Annotated in this window: 15 protein-coding genes; 7 read left to right on the plus strand and 8 right to left on the minus strand. The window is 44.9% G+C overall.

All coding sequences use genetic code 11. The features are described 5' to 3' along the window. Window positions 1–88: 88 nt before the first annotated feature. Genes ALKIM_RS0114445 through ALKIM_RS0114455 form a run of 3 tightly spaced genes read right to left on the minus strand, consistent with a single transcriptional unit; the run spans window position 89 to window position 3845 of the window. The gene (locus tag ALKIM_RS0114445) at window positions 89–1432 is read right to left on the minus strand and encodes a SpoIID/LytB domain-containing protein (RefSeq protein WP_044117990.1); all 1344 of its coding nucleotides are present in this window, start codon (window positions 1430–1432) and stop codon (window positions 89–91) included. Further along, window positions 1429–2373: a DUF4922 domain-containing protein gene (locus ALKIM_RS0114450; protein WP_026475267.1), complete on the minus strand. Its 945-nt coding sequence runs from the start codon at window positions 2371–2373 to the stop codon at window positions 1429–1431. Before ALKIM_RS0114450 ends, ALKIM_RS0114445 begins: the two co-directional genes overlap by 4 nt. Beyond that, window positions 2370–3845 (minus strand): glycosyltransferase family 2 protein, encoded by a 1476-nt coding sequence (locus ALKIM_RS0114455; RefSeq protein WP_026475268.1) that lies wholly within the window; start codon window positions 3843–3845, stop codon window positions 2370–2372. The genes ALKIM_RS0114450 and ALKIM_RS0114455 overlap by 4 nt, the downstream gene beginning before the upstream one ends. Before the next feature lie 173 nt (window positions 3846–4018). Between ALKIM_RS0114455 and ALKIM_RS0114460 the strand changes: the two genes are divergently transcribed. Continuing rightward, on the plus strand, window positions 4019–4870 hold the full coding sequence (locus ALKIM_RS0114460) for a hypothetical protein (RefSeq protein WP_026475269.1): 852 nt from the start codon (window positions 4019–4021) through the stop codon (window positions 4868–4870). A gap of 53 nt (window positions 4871–4923) precedes the next feature. Here the strand turns inward: ALKIM_RS0114460 and trxB are convergent, their stop codons facing one another. The 3 genes from trxB to ALKIM_RS18730 form a co-directional block, all read right to left on the minus strand. Then, on the minus strand, window positions 4924–5928 hold the full coding sequence (gene trxB, locus ALKIM_RS0114465; RefSeq protein ID WP_084555901.1) for a thioredoxin-disulfide reductase: 1005 nt from the start codon (window positions 5926–5928) through the stop codon (window positions 4924–4926). A 176-nt stretch (window positions 5929–6104) separates the two neighbouring features. Continuing rightward, window positions 6105–7034: a DUF4249 family protein gene (locus tag ALKIM_RS0114470; RefSeq protein WP_162148825.1), complete on the minus strand. Its 930-nt coding sequence runs from the start codon at window positions 7032–7034 to the stop codon at window positions 6105–6107. A gap of 76 nt (window positions 7035–7110) precedes the next feature. After that, window positions 7111–7803, minus strand: a complete 693-nt coding sequence (locus ALKIM_RS18730; protein ID WP_044117991.1) for a Crp/Fnr family transcriptional regulator — start codon at window positions 7801–7803, stop codon at window positions 7111–7113. A gap of 207 nt (window positions 7804–8010) precedes the next feature. Between ALKIM_RS18730 and ALKIM_RS0114480 the strand changes: the two genes are divergently transcribed. The 4 genes from ALKIM_RS0114480 to ALKIM_RS0114495 all read left to right on the plus strand — a co-directional run bounded on the left by ALKIM_RS0114480 (window position 8011) and on the right by ALKIM_RS0114495 (window position 10488). Beyond that, the gene (locus ALKIM_RS0114480; protein ID WP_173400724.1) at window positions 8011–8367 is read left to right on the plus strand and encodes a YbbN family protein; all 357 of its coding nucleotides are present in this window, start codon (window positions 8011–8013) and stop codon (window positions 8365–8367) included. A gap of 2 nt (window positions 8368–8369) precedes the next feature. Beyond that, on the plus strand, window positions 8370–9338 hold the full coding sequence (locus ALKIM_RS0114485; RefSeq protein ID WP_044117992.1) for an NAD(P)/FAD-dependent oxidoreductase: 969 nt from the start codon (window positions 8370–8372) through the stop codon (window positions 9336–9338). A 168-nt stretch (window positions 9339–9506) separates the two neighbouring features. Beyond that, a complete protein-coding gene (gene trxA / locus ALKIM_RS0114490; protein ID WP_084555902.1) occupies window positions 9507–9923 on the plus strand; it encodes a thioredoxin in 417 nt (138 codons plus the stop codon). Window positions 9924–10116: 193 nt separating this feature from the next. Next, on the plus strand, window positions 10117–10488 hold the full coding sequence (locus tag ALKIM_RS0114495) for a hypothetical protein (RefSeq protein WP_026475275.1): 372 nt from the start codon (window positions 10117–10119) through the stop codon (window positions 10486–10488). Window positions 10489–10539: 51 nt separating this feature from the next. Here ALKIM_RS0114495 and ALKIM_RS0114500 read toward each other — a convergent pair whose 3' ends face one another. After that, on the minus strand, window positions 10540–11643 hold the full coding sequence (locus tag ALKIM_RS0114500; RefSeq protein WP_026475276.1) for a glycoside hydrolase family 10 protein: 1104 nt from the start codon (window positions 11641–11643) through the stop codon (window positions 10540–10542). A 146-nt stretch (window positions 11644–11789) separates the two neighbouring features. Between ALKIM_RS0114500 and ALKIM_RS0114505 the strand changes: the two genes are divergently transcribed. Continuing rightward, window positions 11790–13331, plus strand: coding sequence for a hypothetical protein (locus tag ALKIM_RS0114505; RefSeq protein WP_026475277.1), 1542 nt, complete (start codon window positions 11790–11792; stop codon window positions 13329–13331). A gap of 197 nt (window positions 13332–13528) precedes the next feature. Then, a complete protein-coding gene (locus ALKIM_RS0114510) occupies window positions 13529–14170 on the plus strand; it encodes a YiiX/YebB-like N1pC/P60 family cysteine hydrolase (protein ID WP_026475278.1) in 642 nt (213 codons plus the stop codon). Window positions 14171–14335: 165 nt separating this feature from the next. Here ALKIM_RS0114510 and ALKIM_RS0114515 read toward each other — a convergent pair whose 3' ends face one another. Beyond that, entirely contained in the window at window positions 14336–15112 is a 777-nt protein-coding gene (locus ALKIM_RS0114515) for a 3-keto-disaccharide hydrolase (protein ID WP_026475279.1), read from the minus strand. Window positions 15113–15124: the final 12 nt, after the last annotated feature.

Here is a 15124-nt window from a genome sequence, read left to right on the forward strand (position 1 = left end):
ATTTTAATGCTTATGAAGGTCTACAGTTGCCTGCTTTTGACCACAATGATTTTGTTTTCTTGATTGATATTCAGAATGGTTATTCGTTTCAACCATACACCCGTTTGGTAATAGCTTCTTTAAAATAGTGGCTTAATATTTTCCGGTAATCATATCCTTTAGCGCTCATCACAGCGGCACCAATCTGGCAAAGCCCCACACCGTGTCCCCATCCTGCACCGGTGAGGATGAACTTATCTGGAATACCGTTCTGTTCGTCCTGCTTATCAACTACAAAATCGGAGCTGTATAGATGTGAGGGCGAAAGTGCTTTGCGGATTTCAAGTTCTTTACCTATTACAAACGACGATTGACTGCCGGTTATTTTTAGCTTGGTGATTCTGCCCGACACACCCCTTTCCAGCGGCTCCAGATTGAGCACATCGCCTACATCGATATCTGTTTTGGTTTTCAGAAGGTTTTTTATCTCGAGTTGCGATAATTCGCGTGTCCACCTGAAAAAGTCCGGCGTCTCCTGGTCATAGTCATTTAAAATCTGCGAGAGAATTTGCTTGTCGCTGGTGTTGCAAAAGCAGTCCGGAGCGGTTCTAATCCATTCCTTGGCATTGATTTCCTGTGTCATGTCCATATTGTAGCCTTCCGGAATATTCTCACTGTCAACTACCATGGCCAGGTATGGGTGGTTTATCGGTTCCCAGGTGTTTTCAAAAAGTTCGGAGATACCACCGCAGCATTTTGAAAATCTGGCGTCGCAAATTTTATTGTTGAAAAGCAAGACCTCGCCGAATGTGGCCTCAATGGCTTGCTTCACGGCTTTTGTTGATGCTTTGGTAATACCCTGATAGCGCTGGCAGTGGTCGTCGGCACACACATCAAAATGGGCGTGGTCTTCGCGGTCGTACCAACGGATGCGTTCGCCCGGTTTTTCGATGGTGGTGGTGTAATGCCCCGTTTTTTTTACTTCTTCACCTTTTTCAATTTGTGCCAGCAGCCAACTGCGTGAAATTACGGCATGGGCTTTCAGTAGCTCCATCGATGAGGTGGCACTCATCTCCGAAGAAATTACGCTCAGCAGATAATCCTCCAGCGGCAGGATGTTGATGGCTCTCACCCTATCGTTTTCTGCAATAAAGCGCAGCGTACCCCTGAATTTCTGGTCTTCCTTCCTTTCCCAGTGGAAATTGATGCCAATCAACACACCCATCAAATCAAAATCTGCACTGTTGTATTCCTTCGGGACCAGGTCAACCGGCTGTTTGGCTGTCACGATTGTATCGCCAACGTGCAGCATCACCTCTTCGCCTTTCAGAATAGCCACGCCTTCTCCCTCGAGTGCCATTTCGTGGTTTTTAAGGTAAAATGGCCCATTGAGGCGAAAACGGATGGTGGTGGCCGATAAGATGCCTACTTGTATCTCTGGTTGTATGGTCATACGGATATGTTTTGGATTAATGATGCCCACGCTTCAGCATCGGGTACAATTTGTCTGAACAGGTCACTTATTAATGCCTCATCCATCTTATAAAAATCCTGCTCACGCGGGGTTATTAACACACCTCCCAGGTCAACGGCTGCCGGACTGAATAAAATCTGTTCGTCGCCCTCCATAAAATACTGTGCCGGACGATGCGCTTTTCTGGGAAAGATGACTAACACATAGTCACCCTCTTTTTTCCAGGCCAGCAGGTTAATCATTGGTTCCGGCAGCGATGGTTGCATGCTGGCCAAAATGTGATAGATTTTTTCGAACTCGATGGCTATGGGCTCAACTTCCTTACTGCTTAATACGATGGCCTTTCGCAATCCGTCATCCATGGAATGCATGGTAAAGCTGCCATTTTGTGTGATGGGATTTAGCGGGAGGTTCTCAAAATCGCTTTCCACGGGCATAAAGCCTTTATTACCGGCCTGAAAGTGAAAATGGTCGGGTGCCGATGCGCCACATGCCGGGCCGTTATAGAAAACCACATATTCATCCAGGGTTTCGGCCAGTTGCAGCATATCCTGTATTCTACCATCAATTCGCTGGTCTGTGTGACTGATTCCGGTAATGGTCAGGTGCTTTTTAAAGATGGGGAAGGGGTTGATTAAAATCCGGTAATTTTTTTCAAATGGGACGCTCTGCTGCTCCGTGGGACGGTTTTCATCACACAAAAAACATTTGCGGGCGGCAATGGATTGTGCATCCGTTTTGGCCGATGACGAGACCATGCGTTCCGGGTTGAACTGAATGCGCAGGGCTGTGCCATTGGCAAACCGGCACTCACGGGTAATGACTTTCGCCAATCCGTCGAAGTTTTTCTTTGCCAGCGGCCAATTTTGGCACTGTTCAGCCAAAAGCTCTTCCACCTGAATCCGGATGGGTTTATTCATCTTGTCTGATTGTTTTTGGCGATTCTGGCTTTGAGTTCGATGGTTCGGATGCGGTCTTTATACAGGTTATGGCCGTTCAGGTTACCGATGTCGAGCGAAGCATCGGAATTTTCGTCCCATCTGCGGCAAAGGTAAAGCGGCTCATAAAGTCGTCCAATCTGGTAATCGCGCGAAATTCTAAGACCAAGCGCATAGTCCTCGCCGTAGCTTGTGTTGGGCACTTTTATTTTTCTGAGGATGGGCGTATAGAAAGCACGAGGCGCACCCAGACCATTTATTCTCAGGGCGTTGTTGCGTCCATTGTCCGGTGTCCATTCCCTATGGTCGATGATGCCGGGAGGTATCTCTTCCAGTTTAAAATTGACCATCTGATAGGAGCCTACCACCATGGCACATTTCTGTTCGTAAAAGGATTTTACAATTGTATCAACCACCAAGTCGTTGATGTAGAGGTCGTCACTATCGAGCTGGATGGCAAACTTTCCGCATAGCGGGTGAAAAACGCCAGCATTCCAGCAGCCGCCAATTCCCAGGTCGTGTCGGTCGGGTATCACATGTATGAGGCGTTCATCTTTTTTTGCGTAGCTGCTCAGGAGTTCCGTGGTGCCATCGGTTGAGTGGTTGTCAACCACAATGAGGTTAAAGTGAAAATCTGTTTTCTGGTTCAACACCGATTTGATGGCGTCTTCGATGGTTTTGATGCGGTTTCGAACCGGAATAATGACAGAGGCCTCGTTGTGAAACGATTCGCTGTCAAAGTCCACATCTTTAAACAGCGGAGCCAGCCATCCACCAATAACTTTCAGGTGTTCCGTGCAGGCATCTTCCATCTCAATTTGCACCGCTCTGTTTTTCGGGTCTACGTAATCAAACATCTTTTCGCCCGATAAACGTACGTCGGTCTCCATTTCGGTATATAGAAATTCGGGAAGTCTCACCAATGCGTGATGCTGCGAAATTCTTAACCTTAAATCGTATAGTGCCGCAAACTGATAGGTGTTTGTCATTGCCTCCGCAGCAGACTGCATGGCTTTGGTATTGATGAGCAAAAGCGAACCAAAATCAAAATCGTCTCTCAAACTGCCTTCCTGATAATCAATGACCGGATGCGGCATGGTTACACCGTTTTTTATCCTGTAATGGTCGGCATAGAGAATTCCTGCGGAGGTGTCATCGGCCACTTGAAGCATGCGGTGCAGGGCAAATGAACCTGTTTGCAATGGCAGGTTTTTGGTATAGATGAGTGCGTAGGGTGTTTTGCACCGTTCGGCCATCGCTTTTATGGCACCGGTGGTTTGCATCGATGGTTGCTGAATCCATCCAGCGATCTCGTTCAACGTCAAATCTTCTGGCGCCTCCGGCCCTACAATAAAAATGTCTGCCACACAATCTGTGGTCTGGAGATCCTTAACGGTTTGACGGATGTTGTTTGAGTTGCCTGCTTCAATAAAACAGGTTATTTGCTTTTCCATTTGTTGCGGATATGTAATTCTCGAAAAAAAGGTAAATTAGTGCCGTCAGGTTATGTTTGGTTGATGTCATCCATAACCATCAGGGCTTTCCAAAAATATAACATTTTTCACAGAAGCGTATCGTTAAGGCAGTGAACTGTTCTGAAAACGATAATGCATCAATACGCAAACTTATGATACTCATTGCCGACAGCGGCTCAACCAATACGGATTGGGCATTGATAACCCCATCCGGAGAGGTGGAAAGGCAGACAACTCCGGGGATTAATCCTTTTTTTCAGACGGGGGATGAGATTTTTGCTTCCATCAGCAAAGAGGTAACTTTACAGGTAAAGGGAGTTCACCAGGTATTTTTTTATGGTGCAGGCTGCGCCAACGATGAGAAGCGGGAGTTGGTGCGCAACGCAATTGTCCGTGCCTGGCAGGTTAGTCGGGTTTTTGTGGATAGCGACCTGATGGCAGCAGCACGTTCTCTGTGTCAGCGCCAGCGTGGGATTGCGGCCATACTGGGTACGGGCTCAAACTCATGTTTTTATGATGGAATCACCATTGTAAACCATGTGTCTCCCTTGGGTTATGTGTTGGGCGACGAGGGTAGTGCCGCGGTTTTGGGGCGAAAATTGGTGGCCGATGTGCTAAAAAAACAGCTTCCTGAGTCGGTCTGTCGCAGGTTCTGGGATTTTTACCGCAGCACACCGGCAGACATACTCGACCGGGTGTACAAGCAACCTTTTCCCAACCGTTTTTTAGCCGGGTTTGCCCATTTTATTCATCAAAATATTTATGATGAGTCTCTTCGCCGATTGGTGCGTGGCAGTTTTGTGGAGTTTTTTGAGCGCAACATCAGCCAATATGAATCGGCCATTGAGCAACCGGTGAATTTCACGGGCAGTACGGCCTGGTATTTTAGCGAACTGTTGCACGAGGCTGCTGAAATTTCCGGCTTTAGAGTGGGTACCATCTGTCAAAATCCAATGGACGGGCTGGTTGCTTTTCACATTGGTGCTACACCAGGCATCAAATAGAAAAAGGGCCATCTTTTCAGACAGCCCTTTATCGGTAAATTATATTTTAGTTGTTATTCGGCATGTTCGGCCAACCAGCGTTCCGCATCAATGGCAGCCATACATCCTGAGCCGGCAGCTGTAACGGCCTGACGGTAAATCGGGTCTTGAACGTCGCCACAGGCAAACACGCCGGGCACGTTGGTTTTGGCACTGCCGGGCACTGTTTTGATGTAACCCACATTATCCAACTCCAGATAGTTGCTGAATATGTCTGAATTTGGCTTGTGACCAATTGCCAGGAAGAAACCATCAATTTTGATTTTCACCTCTTCCTCTTCGGGGGTACCTTTTTTCTTCACCAGCACAGCGCCTTCAACCACGCCATCGCCAAAAAGTCCTTGGGTTTGGTGCTCCCAAAGAATCTCAACGTTTTTGGTTTTGAATACCCGCTCCTGCATCACTTTTGAGGCGCGCAGTTCGTTACGACGAACGATTAGGTACACTTTGTTACAAAGTGCTGAAAGGTAAAGGGCTTCTTCGGCGGCTGTGTCGCCACCGCCAACTACTGCCACATCTTTTCCGCGATAGAAAAAGCCGTCGCAGGTGGCGCAGGCCGATACGCCGCCGCCGGCATATTTGGCTTCATCTTCCAGACCCAGGTACTTGGCTGTTGCTCCTGTGGCAATAATTACGGCTTCGGCTTCAATGATTTTTTTATCGTCGATGGTGATTTTAAACGGACGCTGCGAAAGGTCGGCTTTGGTGGCCAGTCCCCAACGCACCGAGGTGCCAAAACGCTCAGCTTGCTTTTTGAGATCTTCCATCATTTCGGGACCGGTAATTCCGGTGGGATATCCGGGGAAGTTTTCTACTTCGGTGGTGGTGGTAAGCTGACCGCCCGGCTGTAAACCTTCATACATTACCGGTGAGAGGTTGGCACGTGCGGCATAAATGGCAGCTGTATATCCTGCCGGTCCTGAACCTATAATCAGAACCTTAACTTTTTCAATATCAGTAATCTCTTTTTCTTGATTAGAACCTTTGTCAAGGTTATCCATTTTTCCAAAAAGCGCCATAATATATAAATATTTAGATGTTTTGATTTAACGATGCAAAAATGCAATTTTAATTTTAATAAACAAAACCTCCGGCTTTAGCTCCTCAGCACAGCCGCAAATGATTTGGAATTGCCTGCCACAAATATACGCTCTATGCACACAGGGCTATTGCTCTTCCCTATAACTTAAATTGATTACTCATAACCATTTCCAATAAATACCAGTTTGCTACTGGCAACGGAAATGCCGCCCACCAGACCAAGTCCTCCATCTACATTGGAGTGTATTTTTATGGGATCTACAATTGGAAGGTCATAATTGTATTCAGCCACTACCCGACTGCGCAGATAGTCAAAATAGTCCTGCGAATGGCTAAGCAACATAAAGTTGAGTTCCCGCTTTTCTATTGCACCAACAGGTTTGGTATAGGCTTCGGGCAGTCTGACTTTCAACTCATAGGTGGTGCCATTTATCAGGTGGTCTGCAAAGGAGCCATGAAAATCGATGCCTCCCATAAGGCTGCCTTCCTGGTCACGGATATAAAATACGGGGTCGTCTTTAAAGTATTTTACCTGTTGCACGGTATTGCCATTTCCATTGCTCAGGGTTTCTGTTATTATTAGCTGATAGAAATTCTTGGTGTGGATGGGATCGGTAAAGATGATGGTGCAAAGTAAAAAGGGTCGTATGGCACCATCAACATCAGCCGATTGAATGATTTCATATTTTAAATCTTCTATTTCGATGGCTTGCGGAATTGTAGTGATGCCTTCAACGCGATTGCCTCTGCCGTCGCGTGCGCGTAGTTCAAATAGATCTCCTTCCTGAATCTGAATATCGGGACGTTTTGCCCATAAATCTCTAAATGGATAGGCAAATGAATCCACTCTCACGCCATTTTGATACACTACTATAAAACCATCATAAACGCGCTCAAAATCATCAACCGATGAGTGACTCACACTGCGACTCAGATGCACCGAAAAGACTGAATCTGGTGTCAGAAATGAAAACATCACCAATCGGCCGCCACCATCCTTAAGCTTCAGGCTCAGGTCGCTTTCGCAACTGGTGGTAGCCAATATCAGAACCATTGTGAGAATATAAAACAGACGTTTTGCCATTGTGCTTTTTGTGCAGTTTCGCATGTGAATTTGCGGATAAACCATTTTATCACTTGATGTTATTATCTCTGTAAAATTATCCTTTTTCGGCAATTTCTTCAAGCAATGGCCGGTTTAGTATATGGATATGTTTCTCTTCCAGTTTCAGAATGCCGTCTCTTTCAAGAGACTTGAGGAGTTTAACCGCACTTTCTGTTGATATACCTGCAAAATCACCTAGCTCTTTGCGGGTGAGATGTGAAAACAGGTCATAAGCGCTAAACTCATCGCTGCTGAGGTATAACAAGGCTCCCGCCAATCTGCCATTCATCTGTTTATACATCAGGTTGCGGATGCTGCCAAAAAGCATCTGGTTTTGACCGCAATACTTACGAATAATGTTAAAAGCAAATTGTCCGTTAGTCTGTATGAGTTTTTCAATGGTTTGTTTTTCAACTAAAAAAGCCTGTGTATCAGTAAGTGCAATGGTGGTATAGTTAAAGGTGTTTTTCCCGAAAACGGTCGATAATCCAACAAATTCGCCCTCTTTAACCAGTCGCAGATTGAAGTTTTTATCTCCTTCCTCCAGGTGTTGTTTGGCTATTCCCTTTACAATGAAAAGGATGTAGGATGCAAATGTGCCTTGTTTGGTGAGGTTTTCGCCTTTTCGAAACAGTACTTGCGTTTTACTCTCTCTCACCAAATCGAGTTCGGCACCTGCCAGCAGGTGAAAGCATGGAGCGTTTACATCGCATATAAAGTCGTTGTCTTGTTCCTGAATGGTTCTCATCGATGGTTTTGCGTTGAATATCTTGTTGATAGATAGCTATATGCGTGTGATTTAGATTTGCATCAATAAAAAAGTTGATGCAAATCAACTCAAACACTGTTTTCGTCGAGAGGTAAATTTAACGAAAAAATTGGTGGGTGCAGTAGCTTTGTATTGTCAATCCCAAACGGGGAATGCAGATAAGTTAAACAGTTAATATTTTATATCATGTTGTACACAAATTTAAAACACATCGACACTGCCGAGCAGCACGCAAAAATTATCAATGAGAACGAGAATGTTATGGTATGTTGCGGTAGAATGGGTCCCATGTGCATTCCTGTTTATGGAATTATGGAAGAGTTGGAGGGCGAGTATGCACACGTGAAATTCTTCGATATGGCATTTGACAGCCCCGAAGCCCATGTAATACGAAACCTGCCTGAAGTACGCGGTTTTATGGGAATTCCGTTCACCATTTACTACAAAAACGGTAAAGTGGTTAAAGCTACATCGAGCATTCAATCGCGCGATCAGGTGACTTCTATCTTGAATGAGAAATTTGGCGAACCTGTAAACGCATAATCATGGCACAAAGCAATCATTACGATGCAATAGTGATTGGGGGCGGACCCGCAGGGCTCACGGCAGGTATTTACCTCTCGAGAGCCCGGGTGAAAACCCTCGTCCTGAGCGAAGGCACCGTGGGAGGCCAAATGGTGCTTACCCACGAAATTGCCAACTATCCCGGAGTGGAATCAATCAACGGATACATGCTGGGAAACATCATGAAGAACCAGGCTCAGCGGTTTGGTTGTGACATCAAATCCAATATCGGCATCGAACGCATGGAGCTGAATGGCGAACAGAAGCAGGTGCTGCTCTCAAACGGTGCTATTTATAGTGCCGATGCATTGGTTTTAACACCGGGTGGCAGAAGTCGTACTTTGGGAGTTCCCGGTGAGGAGGATTACAAAGGCAAGGGCATCTCTTACTGCGCTACCTGTGATGGTGATTTCTTTACTGGTAAGGAGATTGTGGTGGTGGGTGGCGGCAATTCAGCACTCGAAGAGGCTGTGTCGCTCACCAAATATGCCACAAAAGTAACAATTGTGCATCAGTTTGACCATTTTCAGGCCTTCGAACATGCAGTGGAAGAGGCGCGCGCCAATCCCAGGATAAATTTTGTCATGGAATCAAAGGTGACTGCGTTCTATGGTGGTGAAAACCTCGAAGCTGTGGATATTACAGATTTGAAATCAGGAAAGGTGGAGCGGTTCAAAACCGATGGAGTGTTTGTATTTATTGGTTACGTGCCCAACACCGAATTTCTGAAAGGAAAACTGAACTTGAACAAGTGGGGTGAAATTGTGGTCAGCTCTGATATGGAAACAAGCCTTCCGGGCGTTTTTGCTGCCGGCGATGCCATAGCCAAACGCTATCGTCAGGTAACTACTGCTGTGGGCGATGGCACGGTGGCTGCGCTGGCGGCTTCCAATTATATCCATCAGATGAAAATGAAAAAGAAAGCACCACTCGAAAATGTGCTTGCTTAAGTAATGTTTTTCATCGGATAGCACATATTGTATCATTCAGTAAGATTTAAGGAGTCTGATAGATAGACACCTCTGGGATTATGATTTGATATCACCCAATTTAACGCCTCTCATCATTCAACTTCTATCCATCTCATCATCTAAAATCTAACCATCTTTTTATCACTTATGAGTCCTTTCTATTATGGCCTTTTGGCCTTTATCTTGATTTTTGTGGGGTATGCTTATCTAAACTACCGCCGTGTAAAGTATTTGGCATCACTCGCTGATAGCAAAAAAATAGCTAACTTAACGGATGATGATTTTAAGAAGATGACTTCATCTGGTGTTGTGCTCATTGATTTTTGGGCATCGTGGTGTATGCCTTGTAAGATGATGGCGCCGGTGCTTAGTCAGGTGGCCGATTCTCTGGATGGGGAAGCTTTGGTAGCAAAGGTTAATGTGGAAAATCACCAGCACCTGGCGGAGCACCATAAAATCAAAAGCATCCCAACATTGATTTTGATGAAAGATGGGAGGGAGGTGGAGCGTTTTGTGGGGGTGAAAAGCAAAGATTTTCTGTTGGACAGAATAAAAAAAATGTAGCATGGCACACAATACGCCAGCTTATGAAGGGTGATATTTGTGTGATGGAAGAATAGCGTGCTTAAGAGGTTGACAGAGTATATTTTTTATGATTCTCTCTCTTTTTTCTGACCTGTTGTTGCAGAGGTAGTTAATTTTGCCTATTTTAAAATCGGGTTTGATTTCAATACCTAAACTATTAATCCTGATGATTATGAAGAAAGGCGAAGTTTTACTGATAGATCTGGATTTTGAGTACAAACTCTGGAAAAACAGGCTGAATAGCTACATAAAAGAGATTCAGATTATTAAGTCGAGGAGCAGGGAAGTCTCGGAATGTCGGCCTGGAAAGGAGCTAAACTCCGTGGAACTGATGGTGCTTGATGAGCACGAAACGGAGTTGAATCAATTGTTGAACCGTATCAAGGTACAGGAACAGGAGATGCAGTATTACAATAAGGATTTCCCCATTACGCATGACCATCAATATGTTACCGACCACCACAAAATACGCGAAAAAATTGATAGGCTCTGCTCCATACATACCGAGCGTGTGGATGACCTTATTGATGCACTAGGCATCTAAAAAAAACAAGGCCGGATGGAAGCATTTTTGCAATCTTCCGGCCTTAATTTATCAATTGGCATAAATGGTTTCGCGCAGCGCAGTCCAATGGGCATCCGTCATTCTGCCCGGTGTAAACAGGCATATACCGGCAGCGCCATTGTCCATGGATGCTTTAATTGCTACCCTTAACTCATCCGGTGTGAGGCCATGGTTTTCAGGGTCTGCTTGTTTGTGTCTGTTTTCAGGGTCGGGGCAGATAAAAAGACCACTGTAAAGCGGAAACTTACCTCCCAACGATTCAACACCCTCTCTGGTTACATCTCCAACCCAGGCTGCATCTTCCAGATAAAAATCGTTATAGTTCATTGGGAATACAGCATCCAAATTCCATAAATCCCATTCCTGACGCACAATTTGTGAAGCAACCGAGTGTGGTCCCGGAAATACGGCAGCGGTAATTTCTTTACCTGATTCAAGCACGGATTGCGCCAAACGGTTTACCAGGTTGGTAATCAGGTTGCGCCTAAACTGCTTCCACTCTTCCACTTGCGATGGGTCTTCCACTTCATTTATGTTGATGCCCGATTGCTCGGCAAAATCATCGGTGCATTTACTGCAATAACAGTAGTCGAACTCCGGATATTCACGATCCATTGTTAATCCGTATTTTTCCCACAAACCTCTGGCCAGTATCACATCCGGAAAACGAATATAATCCAGATGAACCCCATCAATTGATGGCACTTTGGCTACATTCAGGTAGATGTTTTCAAGATAGTGGAAAACGCCTTCGTGGCTGGGGCACAAAAAGGTGTAGTATCCCACATAGGCTGGCTTTTCCAATGCCGATTCGCCATTGGAATTCACAACGTAGTATTCTGCCTTAAGCTGGTCATTCTTACCCTGAAGCAAAGTGGGAATCCAGGCATGAAATTTCAATCCCTGTGCTTTGGCAATTTCGCCAACACGTTGGTAAACTTCGGGGTTGTGGCCACCATTGTATAACAGTGCGTCCACGCCTTTCTGCTTTAAATTAGCAAATTGGGCACCAATCTCCTGGTCTGTAGCATCTCCTGGGCCTCCCATCCAGGCATACACCATGATTTTTTCTGATGGAGAGTGCGTACATGCACTCAAAAAAAGTGACAATAAGAGCGATAGCAATAGTCTCATAAATGGTGGTTTTTTAAATTATTACATTACGAAATTAAAAAAAAAACTATTTTTGCCACGGCTCAATCATATTATGATTGGCTAATCCTATGAAATCCCTCATTTATCTTTCAACCTGATTATTCATTAAATTTTTAAATTTTACGATGGAGTATTTTTCTGACCAGATGGCCAATGCTCATATTCTAAATCAGTTTTGGCTGACGTTTTTGCTGGTGATTTCCATGGTGCTGGTGTCACGTACCATTGTGGCCGGAACGCGCTATTCACCAATCTTGATTATTGTGGTTTTTGGATTGCTGATGGGATACGTTCTGGTGAGTACCGGAATGGGAACTCCCGGCCTGAGTGAGTTTCCTATTGTTGACTTTACCAGCAAGGTGACCATTACCGCATTAAGTGCCTCTTTCTTCGTTGGCGGACAGGAGATTCGCAAACTCATCTCCAAACAGAAGATTGACCTTACGGATATTGTTGAGCCATCAACCGACGAGATGTTTCTGGGTACTAAATTCACCCAGTTCATGTTTCTTATTCGTGCCTTTTTTATCCTTATCGGTATTGAGTCTATGAAGCGAGTAATTGTTGGATACAACAACAACGAGCCGCTTGATAGCTTTTACCCACTATTAGGATACCTTGGTTTGGTTGGTTCAATTATCTTGATTGATTATCGTGCAAAAATTACCAACAAACCGGTTTATATCCGGAAAGGTGTGATTGAAACGGCTCTTATTCTTGGCGTGCTGGTGCTCTCATGGCATGTGGCTAAATTGATTCGTCCGGTAATTGCATTACCCGAGATTTTCTTTGCCATGATATTGTCCGTGACTTTGGGTATGATTTTCTCCAAATGGAAGTTTGGACCCACCATTCGTTCATTGCTCTTTGCCGGAATCCCGGTGGTGCTGGCAGCCAACTTTATGGTAGGCGGCTCGCGCATTGCCGAGGCTTTTTCGCTTACCGGAATGAATGCAGTGCTCTCTTTTGGCTTTTTTGGACAGCTCCTTTGGATGTTTGGAGGATTAACATTATTGATACTTCTCGGACGCGCAAATCACATGCGTAACCTGGCGCCAGGTATGGCCGGTTCATTGTCGCACTCAGGACTAACAGGTGCTTGTACGGCTGGTGACCTGGGTTATGAGGCGCAGGTGAGAGCACCAATTATGATTAACATCCCATTTGTAGGTCATATTTTTGTGTTTTCGATTCTGGCTGCAAGTGCATCAACCGGAAAGTTGCTGATTCCATACACCATTGCAATTATTGGGTTTGGACTTCTTTTCACCTTCCTTGCCTTGCGAACTTTGCGTACTGCCAATGGAACCGAAGAGAAGGAGATTCGCGGTTTGATGCTCTTCTCGCTGGGATGGCAGTTGGTAGCCGTGTTTGGCGGTCTCTTTATTCTCAATATTATTGGTGACATGAGCCTCGACAATGCTGTGATGGCCAACTCTTCCGCAATTTCTCACTTTGGACTTTTTGCTGCCATTCAGGGTGGCATGTTTGGTGAGCAGGCGGCAGGACTAATCGCTTTTGTGTTTGCGATGCCATTCCTGGTGCACCCTCTGGTGTTTGGCATATTTGGTAAAACAGCCGAAAACAATGGTATAATGCCGCGTAATATTGTCTTCATTCTTGCAGCAATTGGTCTTATGGGCGTTTTATATGCCATTTTCTTTTAGTCGCAAGGTTTAATTTTTAACCGACACCCCGGAAGATATACGCTTTCGGGGTGTTTTGTTTCTACGGATATGAGAGTGTTTTTAAAAGATTTTCATTTGATAAATGGTTATCTTTGGGGAACTTTTCACTTTGTTAGCATTCTGCGGGTCGTTGAAATAGGGAAGTGGCAGACAAACAGAAATCAATTCACAAACAGATGCATCGTTTAATCGTCAAACTGATTCTTATTTTCATGGCAGGGGTTATTTTCTCTTGTGGTTCGTCTAATTCGCATTTATCCTTAAAATCTGGCGACATTTTATTCACAGGGCCAGCACAATCAGAGGCAGGTAAATTGTCATCGGCTATTGATGAGGTGACTCAAACGCATCAGAACACAAACTACACCCACATGGGTATTGTGGAGGTGGCAGAACAGGAGGTGTTTGTTATTCACGCCGACCCTAAAAATCGTGTTTGTCGCCAACCTTTGAACCAGTTTCTGGTGAATCATCCTTTTGTAGATGTTTACCGGTTAAAGGGCACGTTTGAGCATCATATACCACAAGCCATCGAAAAGGGTAACTTCCTTTTAGGCCTGCCTTACGACGAAGCATACATTATTGGTGGTAACAGGCATTACTGTTCCGGACTTATTTATACATTGTTTGACAACGATTCCATATTTACTCTTGAGCCAATGACTTTTATTGATCCCTCAACCGGTGATTTTCACACCTTGTGGGTTGAGCATTACGATCGTTTAGGCATTGAAATCCCCGAAGGACTGCCTGGTTGCAACCCAAATGGGATGGCTGTTTCTGATGCAATATACTTTCTCGGTTCTTTAAAACAGTAGTAATTGAGGGTTTTGGTTTTGAGCAACTACTTTGATGTTGAGACGAAAAGCATCCGGTATAACCATTCACACAATTACTCATAGGGCTAAATGAAGAATAGGCCAGAGAGAACTTTTATCCATCTGGCCTATTCAGGTATTATTGTGGGGATTTTTACCCGGTTGTTATTCCAGTACCTTTATTTTGATGTTTCGGAACCATACATCATCGCCATGATCCTGAAGACCGATATATCCCATGCGGTTTTCACCACCTGCATTGATAAACTCTTCCCATCCGGCAAATTTGCTGTTGGCAATCATCTCTTCCCATGCTGGCGTCCACAAGTGGTATTCCAATACGTTTTGGTCATTCTGAAAATGAACCACAGTACCTTTGAAAACTATCACACTTCCGGTATTCCACTCACCATAAGGGTTTGAATTTTGTGGCTTGGCCGGAATAAGGTCGTAGAGTGAAGCCGACATGCGGTTGCCATCTTTTCCCAAACGTGCGTCAAGATGGTTTACGTTGTCCAAAATCTGGTATTCAGGAGATGAGCGCCAGATAGGCAAATCTTCAATTTCCTGCGCCAGATAGAATACGCCGCTGTTACCGGCCCGTGAAACTTTCCAGTCAAACTTCAATTCAAAATTCTGGAACTGACGGTCGAAAATGATGTCTCCACCATCCATTGAACCGGCCTCTCCTGCGCCTGAACCACTTATTTTGATGGCATCGTCATCAATGCTCCAGGCAGTTGGGATGTCAGTACGGCCATATCCGCGCCAGCCGTTAAATGTGGTGCCGTCGAACATCAGAATCCATCCATCTTCTATCTCTTGTTGGGTAAGAGCATTAAGTTTTGGGGCTTCTTCAGCTGCTTTTTTTGAAGCACCTGAACCGCAGGAACTCATTACAAATGCGCCAGCTACTGCCAGCATGAAAACTACTTTCTTCATAAAAATATCTGT

The organism is Alkaliflexus imshenetskii DSM 15055 (genome assembly GCF_000517065.1).
Taxonomy (GTDB): domain Bacteria; phylum Bacteroidota; class Bacteroidia; order Bacteroidales; family Marinilabiliaceae; genus Alkaliflexus; species Alkaliflexus imshenetskii.

Bases quoted from the DNA above. Each gene is read 5' to 3' on its own strand.
- ALKIM_RS0114445 (WP_044117990.1), bottom strand. From the start codon at position 1,432: ATGACCATACAACCAGAGATACAAGTAGGCATCTTATCGGCCACCACC.
- ALKIM_RS0114450 (WP_026475267.1), bottom strand. From the start codon at position 2,373: ATGAATAAACCCATCCGGATTCAGGTGGAAGAGCTTTTGGCTGAACAG.
- ALKIM_RS0114455 (WP_026475268.1), bottom strand. From the start codon at position 3,845: ATGGAAAAGCAAATAACCTGTTTTATTGAAGCAGGCAACTCAAACAAC.
- ALKIM_RS0114460 (WP_026475269.1), top strand. From the start codon at position 4,019: ATGATACTCATTGCCGACAGCGGCTCAACCAATACGGATTGGGCATTG.
- trxB (WP_084555901.1), bottom strand. From the start codon at position 5,928: ATGGCGCTTTTTGGAAAAATGGATAACCTTGACAAAGGTTCTAATCAA.
- ALKIM_RS0114470 (WP_162148825.1), bottom strand. From the start codon at position 7,034: ATGGCAAAACGTCTGTTTTATATTCTCACAATGGTTCTGATATTGGCT.
- ALKIM_RS18730 (WP_044117991.1), bottom strand. From the start codon at position 7,803: ATGAGAACCATTCAGGAACAAGACAACGACTTTATATGCGATGTAAAC.
- ALKIM_RS0114480 (WP_173400724.1), top strand. From the start codon at position 8,011: ATGTTGTACACAAATTTAAAACACATCGACACTGCCGAGCAGCACGCA.
- ALKIM_RS0114485 (WP_044117992.1), top strand. From the start codon at position 8,370: ATGGCACAAAGCAATCATTACGATGCAATAGTGATTGGGGGCGGACCC.
- trxA (WP_084555902.1), top strand. From the start codon at position 9,507: ATGAGTCCTTTCTATTATGGCCTTTTGGCCTTTATCTTGATTTTTGTG.
- ALKIM_RS0114495 (WP_026475275.1), top strand. From the start codon at position 10,117: ATGAAGAAAGGCGAAGTTTTACTGATAGATCTGGATTTTGAGTACAAA.
- ALKIM_RS0114500 (WP_026475276.1), bottom strand. From the start codon at position 11,643: ATGAGACTATTGCTATCGCTCTTATTGTCACTTTTTTTGAGTGCATGT.
- ALKIM_RS0114505 (WP_026475277.1), top strand. From the start codon at position 11,790: ATGGAGTATTTTTCTGACCAGATGGCCAATGCTCATATTCTAAATCAG.
- ALKIM_RS0114510 (WP_026475278.1), top strand. From the start codon at position 13,529: ATGCATCGTTTAATCGTCAAACTGATTCTTATTTTCATGGCAGGGGTT.
- ALKIM_RS0114515 (WP_026475279.1), bottom strand. From the start codon at position 15,112: ATGAAGAAAGTAGTTTTCATGCTGGCAGTAGCTGGCGCATTTGTAATG.